Source organism: Telluria sp. RT2P19 (assembly GCF_059685725.1).
In genome coordinates this window covers 11616-26597 of the sequence record NZ_JCASIL010000026.1, presented here as the reverse complement: position 1 = coordinate 26597, position 14982 = coordinate 11616, and the positions used below count along the sequence as shown (strand labels likewise).

16 protein-coding genes are annotated in these 14982 nt (G+C 66.1%); 10 read left to right on the top strand and 6 right to left on the bottom strand.

The genetic code is table 11. The features are described 5' to 3' along the window. Positions 1-23: 23 nt before the first annotated feature. From AC56KW_RS23720 to hmgA, 3 genes are all read right to left on the bottom strand, one after another. Complete coding sequence (locus AC56KW_RS23720; protein ID WP_497173088.1) at positions 24-776, bottom strand: SDR family NAD(P)-dependent oxidoreductase; 753 nt, start codon at positions 774-776, stop codon at positions 24-26. A gap of 134 nt (positions 777-910) precedes the next feature. Further along, positions 911-2233 (bottom strand): hemolysin family protein, encoded by a 1323-nt coding sequence (locus AC56KW_RS23715; RefSeq protein WP_497173087.1) that lies wholly within the window; start codon positions 2231-2233, stop codon positions 911-913. 131 nt (positions 2234-2364) lie between these two features. Next, positions 2365-3672 (bottom strand): homogentisate 1,2-dioxygenase, encoded by a 1308-nt coding sequence (hmgA, locus tag AC56KW_RS23710; protein ID WP_497173086.1) that lies wholly within the window; start codon positions 3670-3672, stop codon positions 2365-2367. Positions 3673-3872: 200 nt separating this feature from the next. Here hmgA and AC56KW_RS23705 point away from each other — a divergent pair, with 200 nt between their 5' ends. The 5 genes from AC56KW_RS23705 to AC56KW_RS23685 all read left to right on the top strand — a co-directional run bounded on the left by AC56KW_RS23705 (position 3873) and on the right by AC56KW_RS23685 (position 8254). Then, on the top strand, positions 3873-4778 hold the full coding sequence (locus tag AC56KW_RS23705) for a LysR family transcriptional regulator (protein ID WP_497173085.1): 906 nt from the start codon (positions 3873-3875) through the stop codon (positions 4776-4778). A gap of 33 nt (positions 4779-4811) precedes the next feature. Beyond that, a complete protein-coding gene (gene hppD, locus AC56KW_RS23700) occupies positions 4812-5906 on the top strand; it encodes a 4-hydroxyphenylpyruvate dioxygenase (RefSeq protein WP_497173084.1) in 1095 nt (364 codons plus the stop codon). A 100-nt stretch (positions 5907-6006) separates the two neighbouring features. Beyond that, a complete protein-coding gene (locus tag AC56KW_RS23695; protein WP_497173083.1) occupies positions 6007-6423 on the top strand; it encodes a CidA/LrgA family protein in 417 nt (138 codons plus the stop codon). Beyond that, entirely contained in the window at positions 6416-7153 is a 738-nt protein-coding gene (locus tag AC56KW_RS23690; protein WP_497173082.1) for an LrgB family protein, read from the top strand. Before AC56KW_RS23695 ends, AC56KW_RS23690 begins: the two co-directional genes overlap by 8 nt. A 69-nt stretch (positions 7154-7222) precedes the next feature. Further along, entirely contained in the window at positions 7223-8254 is a 1032-nt protein-coding gene (locus AC56KW_RS23685) for a patatin-like phospholipase family protein (protein WP_497173081.1), read from the top strand. 82 nt (positions 8255-8336) lie between these two features. On the opposite strand, the gene AC56KW_RS23680 is transcribed toward AC56KW_RS23685, so the two are convergent. Beyond that, positions 8337-8939, bottom strand: coding sequence for a hemerythrin domain-containing protein (locus tag AC56KW_RS23680; RefSeq protein ID WP_497173080.1), 603 nt, complete (start codon positions 8937-8939; stop codon positions 8337-8339). 353 nt (positions 8940-9292) lie between these two features. Here AC56KW_RS23680 and AC56KW_RS23675 point away from each other — a divergent pair, with 353 nt between their 5' ends. The 4 genes from AC56KW_RS23675 to AC56KW_RS23660 all read left to right on the top strand — a co-directional run bounded on the left by AC56KW_RS23675 (position 9293) and on the right by AC56KW_RS23660 (position 12779). Then, positions 9293-10294, top strand: coding sequence for a manganese catalase family protein (locus AC56KW_RS23675; RefSeq protein ID WP_497173079.1), 1002 nt, complete (start codon positions 9293-9295; stop codon positions 10292-10294). Positions 10295-10373: 79 nt separating this feature from the next. Next, the gene (locus AC56KW_RS23670) at positions 10374-11282 is read left to right on the top strand and encodes a ZIP family metal transporter (RefSeq protein WP_497173078.1); all 909 of its coding nucleotides are present in this window, start codon (positions 10374-10376) and stop codon (positions 11280-11282) included. A gap of 100 nt (positions 11283-11382) precedes the next feature. After that, a complete protein-coding gene (locus tag AC56KW_RS23665) occupies positions 11383-11979 on the top strand; it encodes a TetR/AcrR family transcriptional regulator (protein WP_497173077.1) in 597 nt (198 codons plus the stop codon). A gap of 92 nt (positions 11980-12071) precedes the next feature. Beyond that, entirely contained in the window at positions 12072-12779 is a 708-nt protein-coding gene (locus tag AC56KW_RS23660; protein ID WP_497173076.1) for an SDR family oxidoreductase, read from the top strand. On the opposite strand, the gene AC56KW_RS23655 is transcribed toward AC56KW_RS23660, so the two are convergent. Continuing rightward, positions 12755-13051 carry an SDR family oxidoreductase gene (locus AC56KW_RS23655; RefSeq protein ID WP_497173142.1) on the bottom strand — a complete coding sequence of 99 codons (297 nt, stop codon included), beginning with the start codon at positions 13049-13051 and terminating at the stop codon, positions 12755-12757. The genes AC56KW_RS23660 and AC56KW_RS23655 overlap by 25 nt on opposite strands. 99 nt (positions 13052-13150) lie before the next feature. On the opposite strand from AC56KW_RS23655, the gene AC56KW_RS23650 reads away from it, so the two are divergent. After that, positions 13151-13294, top strand: a complete 144-nt coding sequence (locus AC56KW_RS23650) for a hypothetical protein (RefSeq protein ID WP_497173146.1) — start codon at positions 13151-13153, stop codon at positions 13292-13294. Between the two features lie 201 nt (positions 13295-13495). Here the strand turns inward: AC56KW_RS23650 and AC56KW_RS23645 are convergent, their stop codons facing one another. Further along, positions 13496-14839 carry an MFS transporter gene (locus tag AC56KW_RS23645; protein ID WP_497173075.1) on the bottom strand — a complete coding sequence of 448 codons (1344 nt, stop codon included), beginning with the start codon at positions 14837-14839 and terminating at the stop codon, positions 13496-13498. Between the last annotated feature and the right edge of the window lie 143 nt (positions 14840-14982).

Below are 14982 nucleotides of genomic sequence, written 5' to 3'. Positions count from 1 at the left end.
GTCGTCGCGCGCGACCCTGCCGGTCAGGCGATGTTGAGGCCGCCGTCGACCGCCAGTACCTGGCCGGTGATCCATGCACCCATCGGCCCGGCCAGCGCCACCACGACTTCGGCGACATCGCCCGGTGCGCCGCGGCGGCCCAGTGGGATGCGTGCGGTTTCCTCGGCCTTCACGGCCTCGATCTGCTCTGGCGTGAGGCCCATCCGCTCGGCCAGGAAGTCGGTCTCGGTCGGCCCGGCGGCGACCGCATTGACGCGGATGCCGCGCGGCGCCAGTTCGAGCGCCCAGCAGCGTGTCAGGTGCTCGAGCGCGGCCTTGCTCGCCCCGTAGTGGGATAGCAGCGCGCCCGCCTTGTGGCCGAAGGTCGACGACAGGTTGACGATCACGCCCCTGGTGGCGGCAAGGTGCGCCAGCGCGGCGCGCGCCAGCAGCGACGGGCCGACGACGTTGACCTCGAAGATGTCGCGGATCCGCTCTTCATCGGCATCCTGCAGCGGCAGGATAGCGCCGGCCCCGGCGTTGTTGACCAGAACGTCGAGGCGTCCGTGGCGATCGATGACGGCGGCGACCGTGCGCGCCGCGTCGGCGGCCTTGCCGGCGTCGGCAACCACGTAGCCGATGCCCGGCTGTTCGGCGGCGAGCGCCTGGAGCGGCGCTTCGCGCCGGCCGGTGACGACGACGCGCGCGCCGCCCTGTGCGAACTGCAATGCGGTGGCGCGGCCGATGCCGGCGGCGCCGCCCGTGATCAAGACGATTTTGTCGCTATGGTGCTGCATGGTGCTGACTCCTGTCTGGTTGGATTGCGTGAGTGTTCACGGATCAGCGTGAACCTCACTACCATCCAGACGAGCCAGGAGCCGGATGTGTGACAGCGGGGCGCGGCTATCCCCCGAAAGGAAGGGCCGAAGGGTCAGGCCTCATCCGGCGCCGGCTCCGGCGACGGTTGCGCCACCAGGATGCGGTCGATCCGGTTGCCGTCCATGTCGACCACCTCGATCCGGTAGCCTTCCCATTCGAAGAACTCGGAGGTCGTCGGGATATACCCGAACTGGTAGAGCACGAAGCCGGCCAGCGTATGGTAGGCGCCGGTATCTTCGTCCGGGAAGCGCACGGTCGTGTTCATCAGGTCCCGGAACCGGTCCAGGTCCACGCCGCCGTCGAGCAGCCAACTGCCGTCCTGGCGCTGCACGGCGTCGGGGTCGTGCTCTTCTCCGATCACGGTGACGTCGCCCACCAGCGCGCTCATCACGTCGGAGAGGGTGACCATGCCCTGGATGTCGCCGTATTCGTCGACGATCAGGGCCAGCTCGGCGCGATTCTTCTTGAACAGCTCGAGCAGCACCATCGCACTCACGGTCTCGGGCACGAACAGGACCTCGGACACGGCGTGCTCGATGTTGACGGCTTCCAGCGAGCCGTGGCGCACCGACTGCGCCAGCAGGTCGCGCACCTTCACATAGCCCAGGATCTGGGCGCGGTCGCCGCGATAGACGGGGAAGCGGCTGTAGCTGTGGCAGCTGATGAGTTCCAGGATGCTGCGGCGCTCGGCGTCGAGGTCGATCATGACGAGGTCGACCCGCGGCGTCATGAGGGCCTTCAAGTGGCGGTCGTCCAGGCGCAGCGCGCGCGAGACGATGTCGTATTCCGTTTTTTCGAACAGGCCGGCGTCGGTGCCTTCCTTGAACATGCCGGCGATGTCTTCTTCGGTCGGCGCGTCTTCCTTGGCTTCATGGATGCCCAGCAGGCGCACGATCGCCTCGGTGGTGAGCGACAGCACCTTCACGAACGGCGACATGATCACCGACAGCATGTTCAGCGGCGGCGCGATCAGGGTCGCCATCGTCTCGGGATGGCGCATCGCGATGCGTTTCGGGACCAGTTCGCCCAGGATGATCGAGACGAAGGTGATGCCCAGGACTACCACGAACAGCGCGATCTCGTAGGCGTACGGCGCCAGCAAGCCGATCGTCTCGACCTGCGGCGTCAGGCGCGACACCAGCGAGGCTTCGCCGAAGGCGCCGGTGAAGATGCCGATCAGGGTAATGCCCACCTGGACGGTGGAAAGGAAATGGCTGGGATTGTCGGCCAGAGCGATCGCGGCGCGGGCGCCGTGGCTGCCCTCTTCGGCGCGTCGCTCGAGGCGCATGCGCTTGGCCGAGACGAGCGCGAGTTCGCTCATCGCGAACACCCCGTTCAGGAGGATCAGAACGAGGATGATCAATATGTCTGACATGCTGGGCTCTTGCCCCATGACCGGTCGTGCCGGGCCGTGGCCGGGCAGGCCACCATGGCCCGCCCGCGAATCATGGCATAAATGACAAAATACGTGAACACCGCAGCGTGCGCGGCGGGTTCATTGCACGGTTACGGCTCGGCGCGGAAGTGCTTGCGGATGCCGGCCCAGCACTGCTGGTAGTCGCCCTGCAGCCGGGGCGAGGCCAGCGCCTGCGGCGTCGGTACCAGGGGGGCGCGGGTCTCGAACATGAAGGCCATCGTGTCGCCGACCTTGTGCGGCGCGCTGGTGTCGGCGCTGCTGGCCTTGTCGAAGGTGGCCGCGTCCGGTCCGTGCCCGCTCATGCAGTTGTGGATGCTCGCGCCGCCCGGCACGAAACCTTCGGCCTTGGCGTCGTAGGCGCCGTGGATGAGACCCATGAATTCGCTGGCCACGTTGCGGTGGAACCAGGGGGGGCGGAAGGTGTCCTCGGCGGCCAGCCAGCGCGGAGGAAAGATCACGAAATCGATCGTGTCCACGCCCGGGGTGTCCGACGGCGACTGCAGCACCAGGAAGATCGACGGGTCCGGGTGGTCGTAGCTGATCGAGCCGATGGCGTTGAAGTGGCGCAGGTCGTATTTATACGGGACGTAGTTGCCGTGCCAGGCCACGACGTCCAGCGGCGAATGCCCGATCGCGGCGCGCCACAGGCGTCCGCCGAATTTGGTCACGAGTTCGAAGTCGCCTTCGATGTCCTCGTAACGCGCCTCGGGCGTGAGGAAGTCGCGCGGGTTGGCCAGGCCGTTCGAGCCGATCGGCCCCATGTCGGGCAGCTGCAGCAGGGCGCCGAAGTTCTCGCAGATATAGCCGCGTGCAGCGCCGTCGGGCAGCGACACCTGGAAGCGCACGCCACGCGGGATGACCGCGATTTCCTGCGGTTCGACCTCCAGCAACCCCAGTTCGGTGGCGAGCGACAGGCGCCCCAGTTGGGGCACGATCAGCAGCTCGCCATCGGCGTTATAAAAATAACGTCCATCCATCGGACGATTTGCCGCGTACATATGGATGGCGCAACCGCTCATCGCTTCGGCCGAGCCGTTGCCGGCCATCGTCGTCCAGCCGTCGATGAAGTCGGTCGGCACGTCCGGCATCAAAGGCGGACTCCAGCGCAGCTGGTTCGGCGGCGCCGGCGTGTCGAAGCGGCCCACCAGGCGCGGGGCGTCCAGCGGCGCGAAGCTGCCGTGGACCGCGGCCGGGCGGATGCGGTACAGCCACGAACGCCGGTTATGGCTGCGCGGGGCGGTGAAGGCGGTGCCGGACAGCTGCTCGGCGTACAGGCCATAGGCGACGCGCTGCGGTGAATTGCGGTGCCGGGGCAGGGCGCCGGGCAGGGCTTCGGTGGCGAACTCGTTGCCGAAGCCGCTCATATACGCTGAGGGTTGGCTGGGCGCGTGGCGCATGGAGGTCTCCTGGACGGTAGATGGTGGCTTTGATGGCGCCACTCTAGAATAATCCGCCCTGTTTTACGAGATGAATAGAAAAATGTAGACTATTCACACTATAAATATTACTGTTCGGGCCAGGGTCCGCGCATGGACAATGCATTCAAGTGCCTGCTTGGCTGGCATCCCGGGAAATCCATGATCGACGCACACGGTACATGATCGAAGCACACGATATTGACCTGAACCTGCTCTCCGTGTTCCAGGAGGTATACCGGGAGCGCCAGATCTCGTCGGCCGCCCGGCGCCTGGGCCTGTCGCAGTCGGCCGTGAGCAATGCGCTCGCACGGCTGCGGCGCAGCTTTGGCGACGAGCTGTTCGTGCGTACCGCGAGCGGCATGCAGCCGACGCCCCTGGCGAGCCAGATGGCCGAGCCGATCGGGGCGGCGATGGCCCAGGTGGCGCTGGCCTTGAACCAGCGCAGCCGTTTCGAGCCGGCCACCAGCAACCGCCGCTTCGTGCTGGCCATGACCGATGTCGGCGAAGTGTATTTCATGCCGGCCCTGATCGAGCGCTGCCGCCAGCTGGCGCCGCATGCCGAGATCAGTTCGGTGCGCGTCGGCACGCTGTCGCTCAAGGAAGCAATGGAAGGCGGCCGGGTCGACCTGGCGGTGGGACCGTTCGAGGACGTGTCCGAGGCGCTGTACCAGCGCCACCTGTTCCGCCAGCCGTTCGTCTCGATGTTCCGCAAGGGCCACCCGCTGGGCAAGGGCGAGCTGACGCTGGCACGCTTCACGGCGGCCGAGCACTTGCTGGTGGACGCCGCCGACAGCCCGTACGACCGGGTGAACGCGGTGCTGGCCAAGGCCGGCATCGGGCAGTCGACCCGGTTCCGGGTGCCGCATTTCACGGCGGTGCCCTATATCGTGAGCACCAGCGACCTGGTCGTGACGGTGCCGCACAAGCTGGCCGAGCGCGCCGGCCCGCCGTTCGGACTCGAGTGGGTGACGCCGCCGCTCGACCTGCCGGCGCTGCAGACGAATATTTTCTGGCACCGCCGCTTCAACCAGGATCCGGGCAACCAGTGGTTGCGCGGCTTGCTGGCCGACGTGTTCGCGGAATGAGCGTTAACAACAGTCACACAAAAGGAAGAGACAATGGCAGACCTGTTTGAAAACCCGATGGGCCTGATGGGCTTCGAGTTCGTCGAGTTCGCATCGCCCACGCCGGGCGTGCTGGAGCCCGTGTTCGAGGCGCTGGGCTTTACCAAGGTGGCGACCCACCGTTCGAAGGACGTGGCGCTGTTCCGCCAGGGCGGCATCAACTTCATCGTCAATAACGAGCCGAAGAGCTACGCCGCCTACTTCGCGGCCGAGCACGGTCCGTCGGCCTGCGGCATGGCCTTCCGCGTCAAGGATGCGCACCGGGCGTATGCGCGCGCGCTGGAGCTGGGCGCCCAGGCGGTCGAGATCCCGACCGGCCCGATGGAGCTGCGCCTGCCGGCGATCAAGGGCATCGGCGGTGCGCCGCTGTACCTGATCGACCGCTTCGAAGAAGGGAAATCGATCTATGACATCGACTTTGAATTCATCGAAGGCGTCGACCGGCACCCGGTGGGCCACGGCCTGGCCATCATCGACCACCTGACCCACAACGTCTATCGCGGCCGCATGTCCTACTGGGCCGGCTTCTACGAGAAGCTGTTCAACTTCCGCGAGATCCGCTACTTCGACATCAAGGGCGAGTACACCGGCCTGACCTCGAAGGCGATGACCGCGCCGGACGGCATGATCCGCATTCCACTGAACGAGGAAGGCAAGGCCGGCGGCGGCCAGATCGAGGAATTCCTGATGCAGTTCAACGGCGAAGGCATCCAGCACATCGCCCTGCTGACCGACGACCTGATCGCCACCGTCGACAAGCTGCGCGCCGCCGGCGTGCCTTTGATGAGTCCACCGCCGGATACGTACTATGAGATGCTCGACGAGCGCATTCCCGGGCATGGCCAGGACGCCGATGCGCTGAAGGTGCGTGGGCTGCTGCTGGACGGCGCCGTCAAGGAGGGCCACGCGCGCCTACTGGTGCAGATTTTCGGCGTGCCGCAACTGGGCCCGGTGTTCTTTGAGTTCATCCAGAGGAAGGGCGACGACGGCTTCGGCGAAGGCAATTTCAAGGCGCTGTTCGAGTCGATCGAGCGCGACCAGGTCAAGCGCGGCGCGATTACCGGCTCCGCGGCCACGGCCGAGGCGTAGTACCCGATTGGGCGACGCGCGCACGGCGCGTCGCGCGATTTGCTATCCTGTCCACTTTTGGCGGCCGGCGTGGCCGCCCGGTTGTGTCGGGAGTCGATTCATGCTGGCTGCATTCGCGGTCCTGTTGTTGTTCCAGTGCCTGGGCGAAGGCGTCGTATTCGTCTTTCATCTTCCCTTGCCCGGGCCGGTCGCCGGCATGCTGCTCCTGATGCTGGCCTTGACCGTGCTGCCACGGCTCCAGGTACTGGTGGAGCAGGCCGCCAATACCTTGCTGTCCCACCTGTCGCTGCTGTTCGTCCCGGCCGGCGTCGGCATTGTCGTCGCGGCCGCCAGCGGCAGCGGGCATTGGCTCGCGATCCTGGCCTCGCTCGTGGTCAGCACCGTGCTGGCGCTGGCCGTGACCGGCTTGATCCTGCGCGGGATGGGTGGTGTGGAAACGCACGACGACGCGAAGGACGGCGCACAGGCCGGCACGAAGATGGGCACGAAACACGGCGCGAAGGATGGCGATGCCTGATTTCGACGAGTTCACGCACTTCTGGGTCTATCTTTCCGCTTCGCCGCTGCTGGGTTTGACCATGACCCTGTGCGCCTACCTGGCGGCGCAGCGCATCTTTGTGTTGTGCAAGGCCTCGCCGCTGGCCAATCCGGTGGCGATCACGGTGGCCCTGATCGCGGCCGTCCTGTGGTTGTCGGGCATGTCGTACGAGCGCTATTTCGCCGGCGCGCAATTCGTCCACTTCCTGCTCGGGCCGGCGACGGTGGCGCTGGCGGTGCCGCTGGTGCGCCAGTTGCCACGCCTGCGGCGCGCCATGCTGCCGCTGGCCACGGCGCTGCTGGCCGGCTGCCTCACCGCGATCGTCTCGGCGGTCGTGGTGGCGGTGGCGCTCGGCGCCACGCCGGAGCTGGCTGCAACGCTGGGCCCGAAATCGGCCACCTCGCCAATCGCGATGGCGGTGTCCGAGCGCCTCGGCGGCATCCCGGCATTGACGGCCGCGCTGGTGATCGGCACCGGCATCTTCGGCGCGGTATTCGGCACACAGATGTTCAAGCTGCTGCGGGTGCGCCCGGACGCCGCGCGCGGTTTCGCGCTGGGCCTTGCCGCTCACGGCATCGGCACCGCGCGCGCGTTCCAGGTCAGCGCCGAGATGGGCGCCTTCGCCGGCCTGGCGATGGGCCTGAACGGGGCGTTGACGGCGCTGCTTGCACCGGTGCTGGTGCCGCTCGTGATGGGATGGATGACGTAAGGCTACGTTGCGCCGCACAATCGCCCGCCGGGGTAGTCTGTCGCCATCAATCATGATGGAGCAAACACCTTGACGACCTACAAGACGATCAGCCTCGCGATCCAGGGCGGGGGGACTTACGGCGCCTTCGGCTGGGGCGTGCTGGATCGGCTGCTGCAAGAAGAAGACCTGGTCATCGATGCGCTCAGTGGATCGAGCGCGGGCGCCATCAACGCGGTGGTGCTCGCCGACGGCTATGCACGTGGCGGCGGCCGCGAAGGCGCCCGCAAGGCGCTCGATCGCTTCTGGCGCACCCTCGGCACCACGTCCACCCTGAGTCCGCTGCAGCGCACGCCGCTCGACCGCATGGCGCCGACCTTCACCATGGAATTCTCGCCGGCCTACCATTTGCTGGAGATGGCGGGGGCCATGATGGGGCCGGTGCGCGAGGGACCGGTGACCCTTAATCCGCTGCGCCATTTTCTGTCGGCGATGATCGACTTCGACCGCGTACGCGACTGCGAGGAACTGCAACTGTACATCGCGGCGACCAATGTCCGTACCGGTACCGGCAAGCTGTTCCGGCGCGAAGAAATGGATGTGCAGCGCCTGGTGGCGTCGAGCTGCCTGCCCACGGTGTTCGCCGCGGTGGAAGTCGACGGCGAGATGTACTGGGATGGCAGCTATGTGGCCAATCCGCCGCTGGCGCCGCTGATGAAGCATTCGAAGGCGAGCGATCTGGTCATCATCCAGAATAACCCGATCGCACGCACCGACGTGCCGCGTAATATCGCCGATATCTCCAATCGTGCGAACGAGATTGCGTTCAACATCAGCTTCGTGCGCGAGGTGAGCGCGCTCCAGTACCTCAACGGGGTGCCGGAAGAAAACCGTGGCGCGGGAATGATGCCGAACACCATGCACCTGCACCTGATCAGCGGCAATCACTACCTGACCGATCACGGCATCTCGGCCAAGTTCAACGCCGAGATGCCGTTCCTGCAGATGCTGCACGACCAGGGTGTCGAGACGGCGGATCGCTGGCTCGGGGAGCACGGCCCCATGCTTGGCGTGAAGTCGACGCTTGACTTGATGCCGGTGTTTTTCCCGGATCAGATGTAGCTTTTCTGCGTGGAGGCAACGCGAAACAACGTCGTCCCGCGCGCGCTGGGACGACGTTGCGACGCCTCTCTACTGACGGGCCTCAGGAATTCGCAGGCTGCGTCTTCCAGGTATTCTTCTTCGGCGTGAGTGCGAACGCCGCCAGCAGGGCGCCGGCCACGCCGATCGCCATTGCCGCCGTGCTGCCCGAGAAGCCCACCAGGTGTTCCTTGGCCAGCTTGCCGGCCTTAGGCCCGACCAGTTGCATGCGGCGGCGCGTCATCTCGGCGCCCAGTTCCGCCAGGCGCTGCTTGCCCAGGATCGCCTCGGCGTCCGGCAGCAGCTTGGTTTCTTCCTCGGCGACGTGATGCATCACGTCGCGCATCAATTCCATCACCAGGTCGTCATGGCGCGGGTCGGCGCCGGAGGTGCGGCGCAGCTCGGCGATCAGGCGACGCATCTCGTCATGTTCCGGCTCGGCCTCGTGGATGAACGGCTCCTTGCCGTCGCGCAGGCGCATGACCGGATAGAAGATCTCTTCCTCGAGCGTGGCATGGATTTCGAGGCCGTCGCAGATCGTATCGGCCAAGGCCTTCTTGACGGTCGGGCTCTTGTCCTTGGAATACTGGTGGAAGGTGACCATCACGTGCGAGTGATCGAAGCGGATCATGTCGGTGATGCTTGGGCTCAGTTGTTTAAGATTCATGGTAATACCCCCGTTCGTGATTGTTTGATCAATATGGTAGTCCGGTCTGGCAGGGCATTGCTGTAGGAGCGCGCGCCGGTCGGGTGTCAGTCATCCGCGCAGCGCGGCGAACGCATGAGATGGCACACAGAACAAGACCATACTTGCGCCTAAGATTGTTTATTTGGAATAACAGATTGTCACTTTTGTCCTACAAGAGCACGGGAGTGCACCTGACGATTTTTCCACTGTCGACCTGAGATGATGATGACATCGAGCTACCGATCCCGGCGGTAGCCTGTTCATGACAGCGCACGCAGCTTGCGTCGCTGTTGCGTATGACGAACCTTCCACTTCAATTGGAGATACCTGTCATGTTTGCACACAACAAGCGCTTGCAATATACAGTCCGCGTCAACGAGCCGAATCCGGCGCTGGCGAACCTCATGCTCGAGCAGTTCGGCGGCCCGCAGGGCGAGCTCGCTGCCGCCATGCGCTACTTCACCCAGGCCGTTGCCGAAGACGATCCAGGCCGCAAGGACATGCTGTTCGATATCGCGACCGAGGAGCTGAGCCACCTGGAGGTCATCGGCCACATCGTCGCGATGCTGAACAAGGGCGCCAAGGGCCGCCTGGCCGAAGCCGTCGACAGCGAGGCCGACATGTACCGCGCCATCACCGGCCCCGGCAACGACAGCCACATCACGCAGGTGCTGTATGGCGCCGGCGCGCCGCTGACCAACTCGGCCGGCGTGCCATGGACGGCCGCCTATATCGACTCGATCACCGAGCCGACCGCCGACCTGCGCTCGAACATCGCCGCCGAGGCGCGCGCCAAGATCGTCTATGAGCGCCTGATCGCGCTGACCGACGACCCGGGCGTGAAAGAGGCGCTGGGCTTCCTGATGACACGCGAAGTGGCGCACATGAAGTCGTTCGAGAAGGCGCTGTACGCGATGGAGCCGAACTTCCCACCCGGCAAGATGCCGGTGGTGCCGGCCTTTGCCAGCGTTTACTACAATATGTCGCAGGGCCCGGGCGAGGTGCGCGGCGCCTGGAACCAGGGCGCCGACTGGGACTTCATCAGCGACCGCGAGAAGCAGATGGCGGTCGACGGCGGCTCGGGCGAGGCCGAAGTGGCCCTGCCGACCGCCGATATCGACGTGCTCAAGCAGATGGCGATGCGCACCATGTCCGACCCGTCGGCTACGCCGCGGACCGGGTCCGAATTGGGCATGATGCAATCGGCAACTGGTGGTACGATGGGTGGATCGGGTGGCAACGCGATGGGCGACGCCAATGTCGGCTCCAAGGGCGGTCCACTCGACGATACCGGCGTGGGCAATCCGATGGGCAGCGGCAAGCCGCTGAAGTAAGACCCCCTTGCCGCGCCGGTAGCCGGGCGGGCGCAGTGCGCGCTTGCGCGGTCCGGCGCGGCCTTTTACAGGAAGATGCATGGATATCCAAACCGACAAAAGCCCCCACCCACGTGGACTTCCGCGCTGGCTGACCCCACGCCGCGCCATCGGTTTCGGCATCTGCGCCATCGGCTTTCTGGTCCTGCTCGGCAGCATGATCGAGCAGATCATGAACGCCAACCCCAAGATGCTGGCGGCCCTCGCGGGCGGCGGCACCGCGGCGGCGGCGACCGCGCTCGGCACCCTGCCGGTCCTGTTCGCACAGAATTTCACCAAGCGTACCTATGACTGCTTCCTCGGCTTCGGGGCCGGCGTCATGCTGGGCGCCACTGCATTCTCGCTCGTGATCCCGGCGTTGTCGGCGGCGAGGGCGGCAGGCAGCGGCAACTGGGAATCGAGCCTCATGGTCGGCGCCGGCATCATGTTCGGCGCCGGCGCGATCCTGCTGCTCGGGCGCGCAGTGCGCACCGAGGGCATCCTGCCCAACGAACCAGACCAGGTGTCGCTGCGCCGCGCCTGGCTGTTCGTGTGGGCCGTCGCCCTGCACAACCTGCCCGAAGGCCTGGCTATCGGCGTGGCTTTCGCCGGCATCGATGTCGAGAAAGCCACCTCGCTCGCCACCGGCGTCTCCATCCAGGATGTGCCCGAAGGCCTGGTGGTGGCGCTGGCGCTGCATGCCGTCGGCTACAGCCGCCTGACCGCCGTCGCCATGGGCGTGGCCTCGGGCCTGATCGAGCCGATCGCGGCCGTGTTCGGCGTCGCGCTGATCGGCATCTCGGCCGGCCTGTTGCCGTATGCGCTGGCCGCCGCCGCCGGCGCCATGCTGCTGGTGATCGTCAACGACGTGATCCCCGAGTCGCGCCAGTCGGGCAACGGCACCCAGGCCAGCATCGCGCTGGTGTTCGGTTTCATCCTGATGACGGTGCTCGACACGGCGCTTTCCTGATTCCGCCGATGCCGAGGTCGAGCTGGTGGTTGACCTCGCGGTTGACCACGCCCGGGGATGGCCGTAGCATGAAGCCCATCTCCACCTTGGCAGGTATGGCATGAGTGTCCCCTCGAAACGCGAACAAACCCACGCACGCATCGTTGACGTCGCTGCGCGGACCCTGCGCCGCGACGGTTTCACCGGCGTCGGGGTGGCCGACGTCATGAAGGGTGCCGGCCTGACCCATGGCGGCTTCTACGCCCATTTTGACTCCCGCGAAGCCTTGCTGGCCGAGGCGCTCGAGCATGCAGATGGGGCGTCCGGCTCCAATCTGGACCGCCGCGCGTCCATGCTGCGCGCCGAAGGCGCGAGCCCGGTGGGCGCCTTGATCACGGCCTACCTGTGCGAAGAACACCTGGCTGCCTACCAGTCGGGCCTGGGCTGCGTGGTCGGCGCTCTCGGCTCTGAAATGCCGCGCCAGAGCGCGCCGCTGCGCGAGGTCGCGCGCGGCCGCATCGAGCGCCTCGTGCACAGCGTCCAGGCGGCCCTGGAAGAGGCGGGTCGGGGCGGTGAGGCGGCGTATGGCCAGGCGCTGGCGCTCACCGGCGCCCTGGTCGGCGCGCTGCAGATCGCGCGGACCTGCGGTTCCGGCGAGGAAGGCAGCGCAGTGCTGGCCGCAAGCCGGCAGGCCCTGCTGGCGCAGTACGCTGGTTGACGACCGAATCGGGCGCGTCGCCACATGGTCCGCCATTCCGGATTAAAATATGATGATCATCATATTTCGCGATGCGATCAATGGGATATGCCATGAAACTCGACAACGCCACTGTCCTCGTCACCGGCGCCAACCGCGGCCTGGGTCTCGCATTCGCACGCCAGGCGCTCGCGCGCGGCGCAGGAAAGGTGTATGCCGGAGCCCGCGATCCCGCCAGCGTCGCGTTGGCAGGGGTGACGCCGGTGCGGCTGGATGTGACGGATGCGGCGAGCGTCGTCGCCGCTGCGCGCGCATTGGCCGACGTCGACCTGGTGGTGAACAATGCCGGCATCGCCCATTTCCAGCAAGTGCTGGCCGATGGCGTCGAAGACTCGCTGCGGGCGATGCTCGACACCAATGTGTTCGGCATCCTGACCATGAGCCGCGCCTTCGCGCCCGTACTGGGCCATAACGGCGGCGGCGCCTTCCTGAACGTATTGTCGGTGGCGAGCTGGATCAGTTCGCCGGCACTGGCCGCTTATGGCGTGTCGAAGGCGGCCGCCTGGAGCCTGACCAATGGGGTGCGCAACGCCTTGCGCGGGCAGGGTACCCAGGTGCTGGGCCTGCACGTCGGCTTCATCGACACCGACCTTACGCGCGATATCGCCTCACCCAAGCTGGCGCCGGCCATGGTGGTCGAACGCGCCCTGGCGGCGCTCGAGGCCGGCGCGGACGAGGTCATGATCGATGAGCTGACCCAGGCGGTGAAGGCCGGGTTGTCGGCCGCGCCGGGGGTCTACACCCTGAACCACGCCCGCTGAGACGGCGCCGTCGACTGATCCTCGTCAGCCCGAAATGCCTTGGCCGCACCCTGCGTCATCTGGTTGATGACGCAGGGCGAGACACCCGCGGCCCATACCGCGGCGACACCGCCATCGACGAACCGCTCATGTCCGGCGACAAAGCTGCTCTCACCCGATACCAGGAACAAGACTGCTCGTGCCACCTCGCCCGGTGCCCCCAGGCGCCCAAGCGGGACGCTGTTGGTCAGCGCCTCTTCGACTCCCGGCTGCGCGTCGAGGTAGTTCCTGATCAGGCGTGTCTCCGTACCGCAAGACGTTGGTGCCGCGGACCGCGCTGCGCGAGGACGGCAGGCCGGCCATCGTCGCCGCGCACGGCAGCGCAGGCCCGCATGGCCAATGGCATCGGGGAGGCCGCCGCGCTGGGACCGAAGCGCTGGTACGAGGCGCCGGAGGTCGTCGAACGGGTAAGCGACGGCGGCGACGGCGGCGACAGCGCGCGCCGTTTTGGCATCGTGGGCGCCGCCGGCATCTAGTGCGTCACCGAGCGCTCGCCCGCCACCAGCATCGACATGGTCGACAAGCATGGCAAGCAGCGGATCATGAACTGTGGACACGAACACGCCCAGCCGGCCAATGCGCAGGAATGGCGCACGGCGTGCGCCTGACACCATTGCCCCCCAATGGACAACGGCCCCGAAGGGCCGTTGTCATTTTTTCAGTTCAGGCAGCCGGCATCAGTCGCGAATCTCCAGCTTGCGGTTCAGGCTCAGCGCCGCCAGCGAGGCGACCGCACCCGACAGCAGGTACAGGCTGACATAGCCAAGGCCGAAGTGCGCCGACAGGCCCAGCGCGACCAGCGGAGCGAAGGCCGCGCCAACCAGCCAGGCCAGATCCGACGTCAGCGCAGCACCGGTGTAGCGCAGGTGCTTCTGGAAGTTCGAGGTGGTTGCACCCGCGGCCTGGCCATACGAGAAGCCCAGCAGGGTGAAGCCGATCAGGATGAAGGCGTTCTGGCCGCCGGTGCCGCTATTGATCAGGAACGGGATCGACGCCGAGTACAGGGCGATCAGCGCCGCGGCGGTGCCGAGCGTGGTGCGACGGCCAAGCTTGTCGGCGACCTTGCCAGAAATCAGCATGGCGATGGCGGCGAGGCCGGCGCCCCACATCTGGATGTGCAGGAACTCATCCATTGGACGGGTGTCGTAGAGCTGGATCCACGACAGCGGGAACACGGTCACCAGGTGGAACAGGGCGTAGCTGGCCAGGGCGGCCATGGCGCCGATGACGATATTGCTGCCTTGCTTGCTCACCAGTTCGCCAACCGGGGCCGGATCGAGGTGGTGCGAGTCGAGCAGGCGTGAATATTCGGGCGTGCTGGCCAGACGCAGGCGGGCGAAGGTGCCGACCACGTTGATGGCGAAGGCCACGAAGAACGGGAAGCGCCAGCCCCAGGTCAAGAAGTCTTCTTCGGCCGTGTAGGCGATCAGGAAGGCGAAGATGCCGGCCGCAACCAGGAAGCCAAGCGGTGCGCTCAATTGTCCGAGCATGGCGTACCATCCGCGCTTGTTCTCGGGTGCGGACAGGGCCAGCAGCGAAGGCAGTCCGTCCCACGAGCCACCCTGGGCGAAACCCTGTGCGATACGCAAGCCCGCCAGCAGGATGATGGCAGTGGCGCCGATCTCGCTGTAACTTGGGAGCATGGCGATGACGACGGTGCTGGTGCCCATCATGAGCAGCGAGATGCCGAGCTTCATGTCGCGGCTCCAGCGCTTCTGGATCGCCATGAACACGACCGTGCCGATCGGACGTGCCACGAAGGCGAGGGCGAAGATGGCGAACGAATACAGGGTGGCCTCGAGCCGGTCCGCCCACGGGAAGAAGATCGCGGGGAAGACGAGCGCCGACGCGATTGCGTACGTGAAGAACTCGAAGTATTCCGCCGAACGGCCCACGACCACGCCGACGGCGATGTCGCCGGGGCTGACATGTTCGTCCCTGGCGTTGATATTGCGGGCCCCGCTATTGGGGTGGGTGATTGGAGCGGCCCCTGCGCCGCCGTACGTCGTCGTGCTTTGCATATTGTGTTCTCCAGAGAAGTCGACGGCCGCCGGCATTGTTAATAGGAATGCAATTCTGGGAATGCAATGCAGAATTGCACCTCGGCAAAGGTGGGACAATGTGTCCAATGTTCTTTGGCGACCGTTGGCATTACAGTAGCATG

What these genes read in the sequence shown, in the direction of transcription:
- AC56KW_RS23670 (WP_497173078.1), top strand. Translation starts at nt 10,374, where the DNA reads ATGGATATCCAAACCGACAAAAGCCCCCACCCACGTGGACTTCCGCGC.
- AC56KW_RS23695 (WP_497173083.1), top strand. Translation starts at nt 6,007, where the DNA reads ATGCTGGCTGCATTCGCGGTCCTGTTGTTGTTCCAGTGCCTGGGCGAA.
- AC56KW_RS23690 (WP_497173082.1), top strand. Translation starts at nt 6,416, where the DNA reads ATGCCTGATTTCGACGAGTTCACGCACTTCTGGGTCTATCTTTCCGCT.
- AC56KW_RS23675 (WP_497173079.1), top strand. Translation starts at nt 9,293, where the DNA reads ATGTTTGCACACAACAAGCGCTTGCAATATACAGTCCGCGTCAACGAG.
- AC56KW_RS23720 (WP_497173088.1), bottom strand. Translation starts at nt 776, where the DNA reads ATGCAGCACCATAGCGACAAAATCGTCTTGATCACGGGCGGCGCCGCC.
- hmgA (WP_497173086.1), bottom strand. Translation starts at nt 3,672, where the DNA reads ATGCGCCACGCGCCCAGCCAACCCTCAGCGTATATGAGCGGCTTCGGC.
- AC56KW_RS23715 (WP_497173087.1), bottom strand. Translation starts at nt 2,233, where the DNA reads ATGTCAGACATATTGATCATCCTCGTTCTGATCCTCCTGAACGGGGTG.
- AC56KW_RS23660 (WP_497173076.1), top strand. Translation starts at nt 12,072, where the DNA reads ATGAAACTCGACAACGCCACTGTCCTCGTCACCGGCGCCAACCGCGGC.
- AC56KW_RS23665 (WP_497173077.1), top strand. Translation starts at nt 11,383, where the DNA reads ATGAGTGTCCCCTCGAAACGCGAACAAACCCACGCACGCATCGTTGAC.
- AC56KW_RS23645 (WP_497173075.1), bottom strand. Translation starts at nt 14,839, where the DNA reads ATGCAAAGCACGACGACGTACGGCGGCGCAGGGGCCGCTCCAATCACC.
- hppD (WP_497173084.1), top strand. Translation starts at nt 4,812, where the DNA reads ATGGCAGACCTGTTTGAAAACCCGATGGGCCTGATGGGCTTCGAGTTC.
- AC56KW_RS23650 (WP_497173146.1), top strand. Translation starts at nt 13,151, where the DNA reads ATGGCCAATGGCATCGGGGAGGCCGCCGCGCTGGGACCGAAGCGCTGG.
- AC56KW_RS23705 (WP_497173085.1), top strand. Translation starts at nt 3,873, where the DNA reads ATGATCGAAGCACACGATATTGACCTGAACCTGCTCTCCGTGTTCCAG.
- AC56KW_RS23680 (WP_497173080.1), bottom strand. Translation starts at nt 8,939, where the DNA reads ATGAATCTTAAACAACTGAGCCCAAGCATCACCGACATGATCCGCTTC.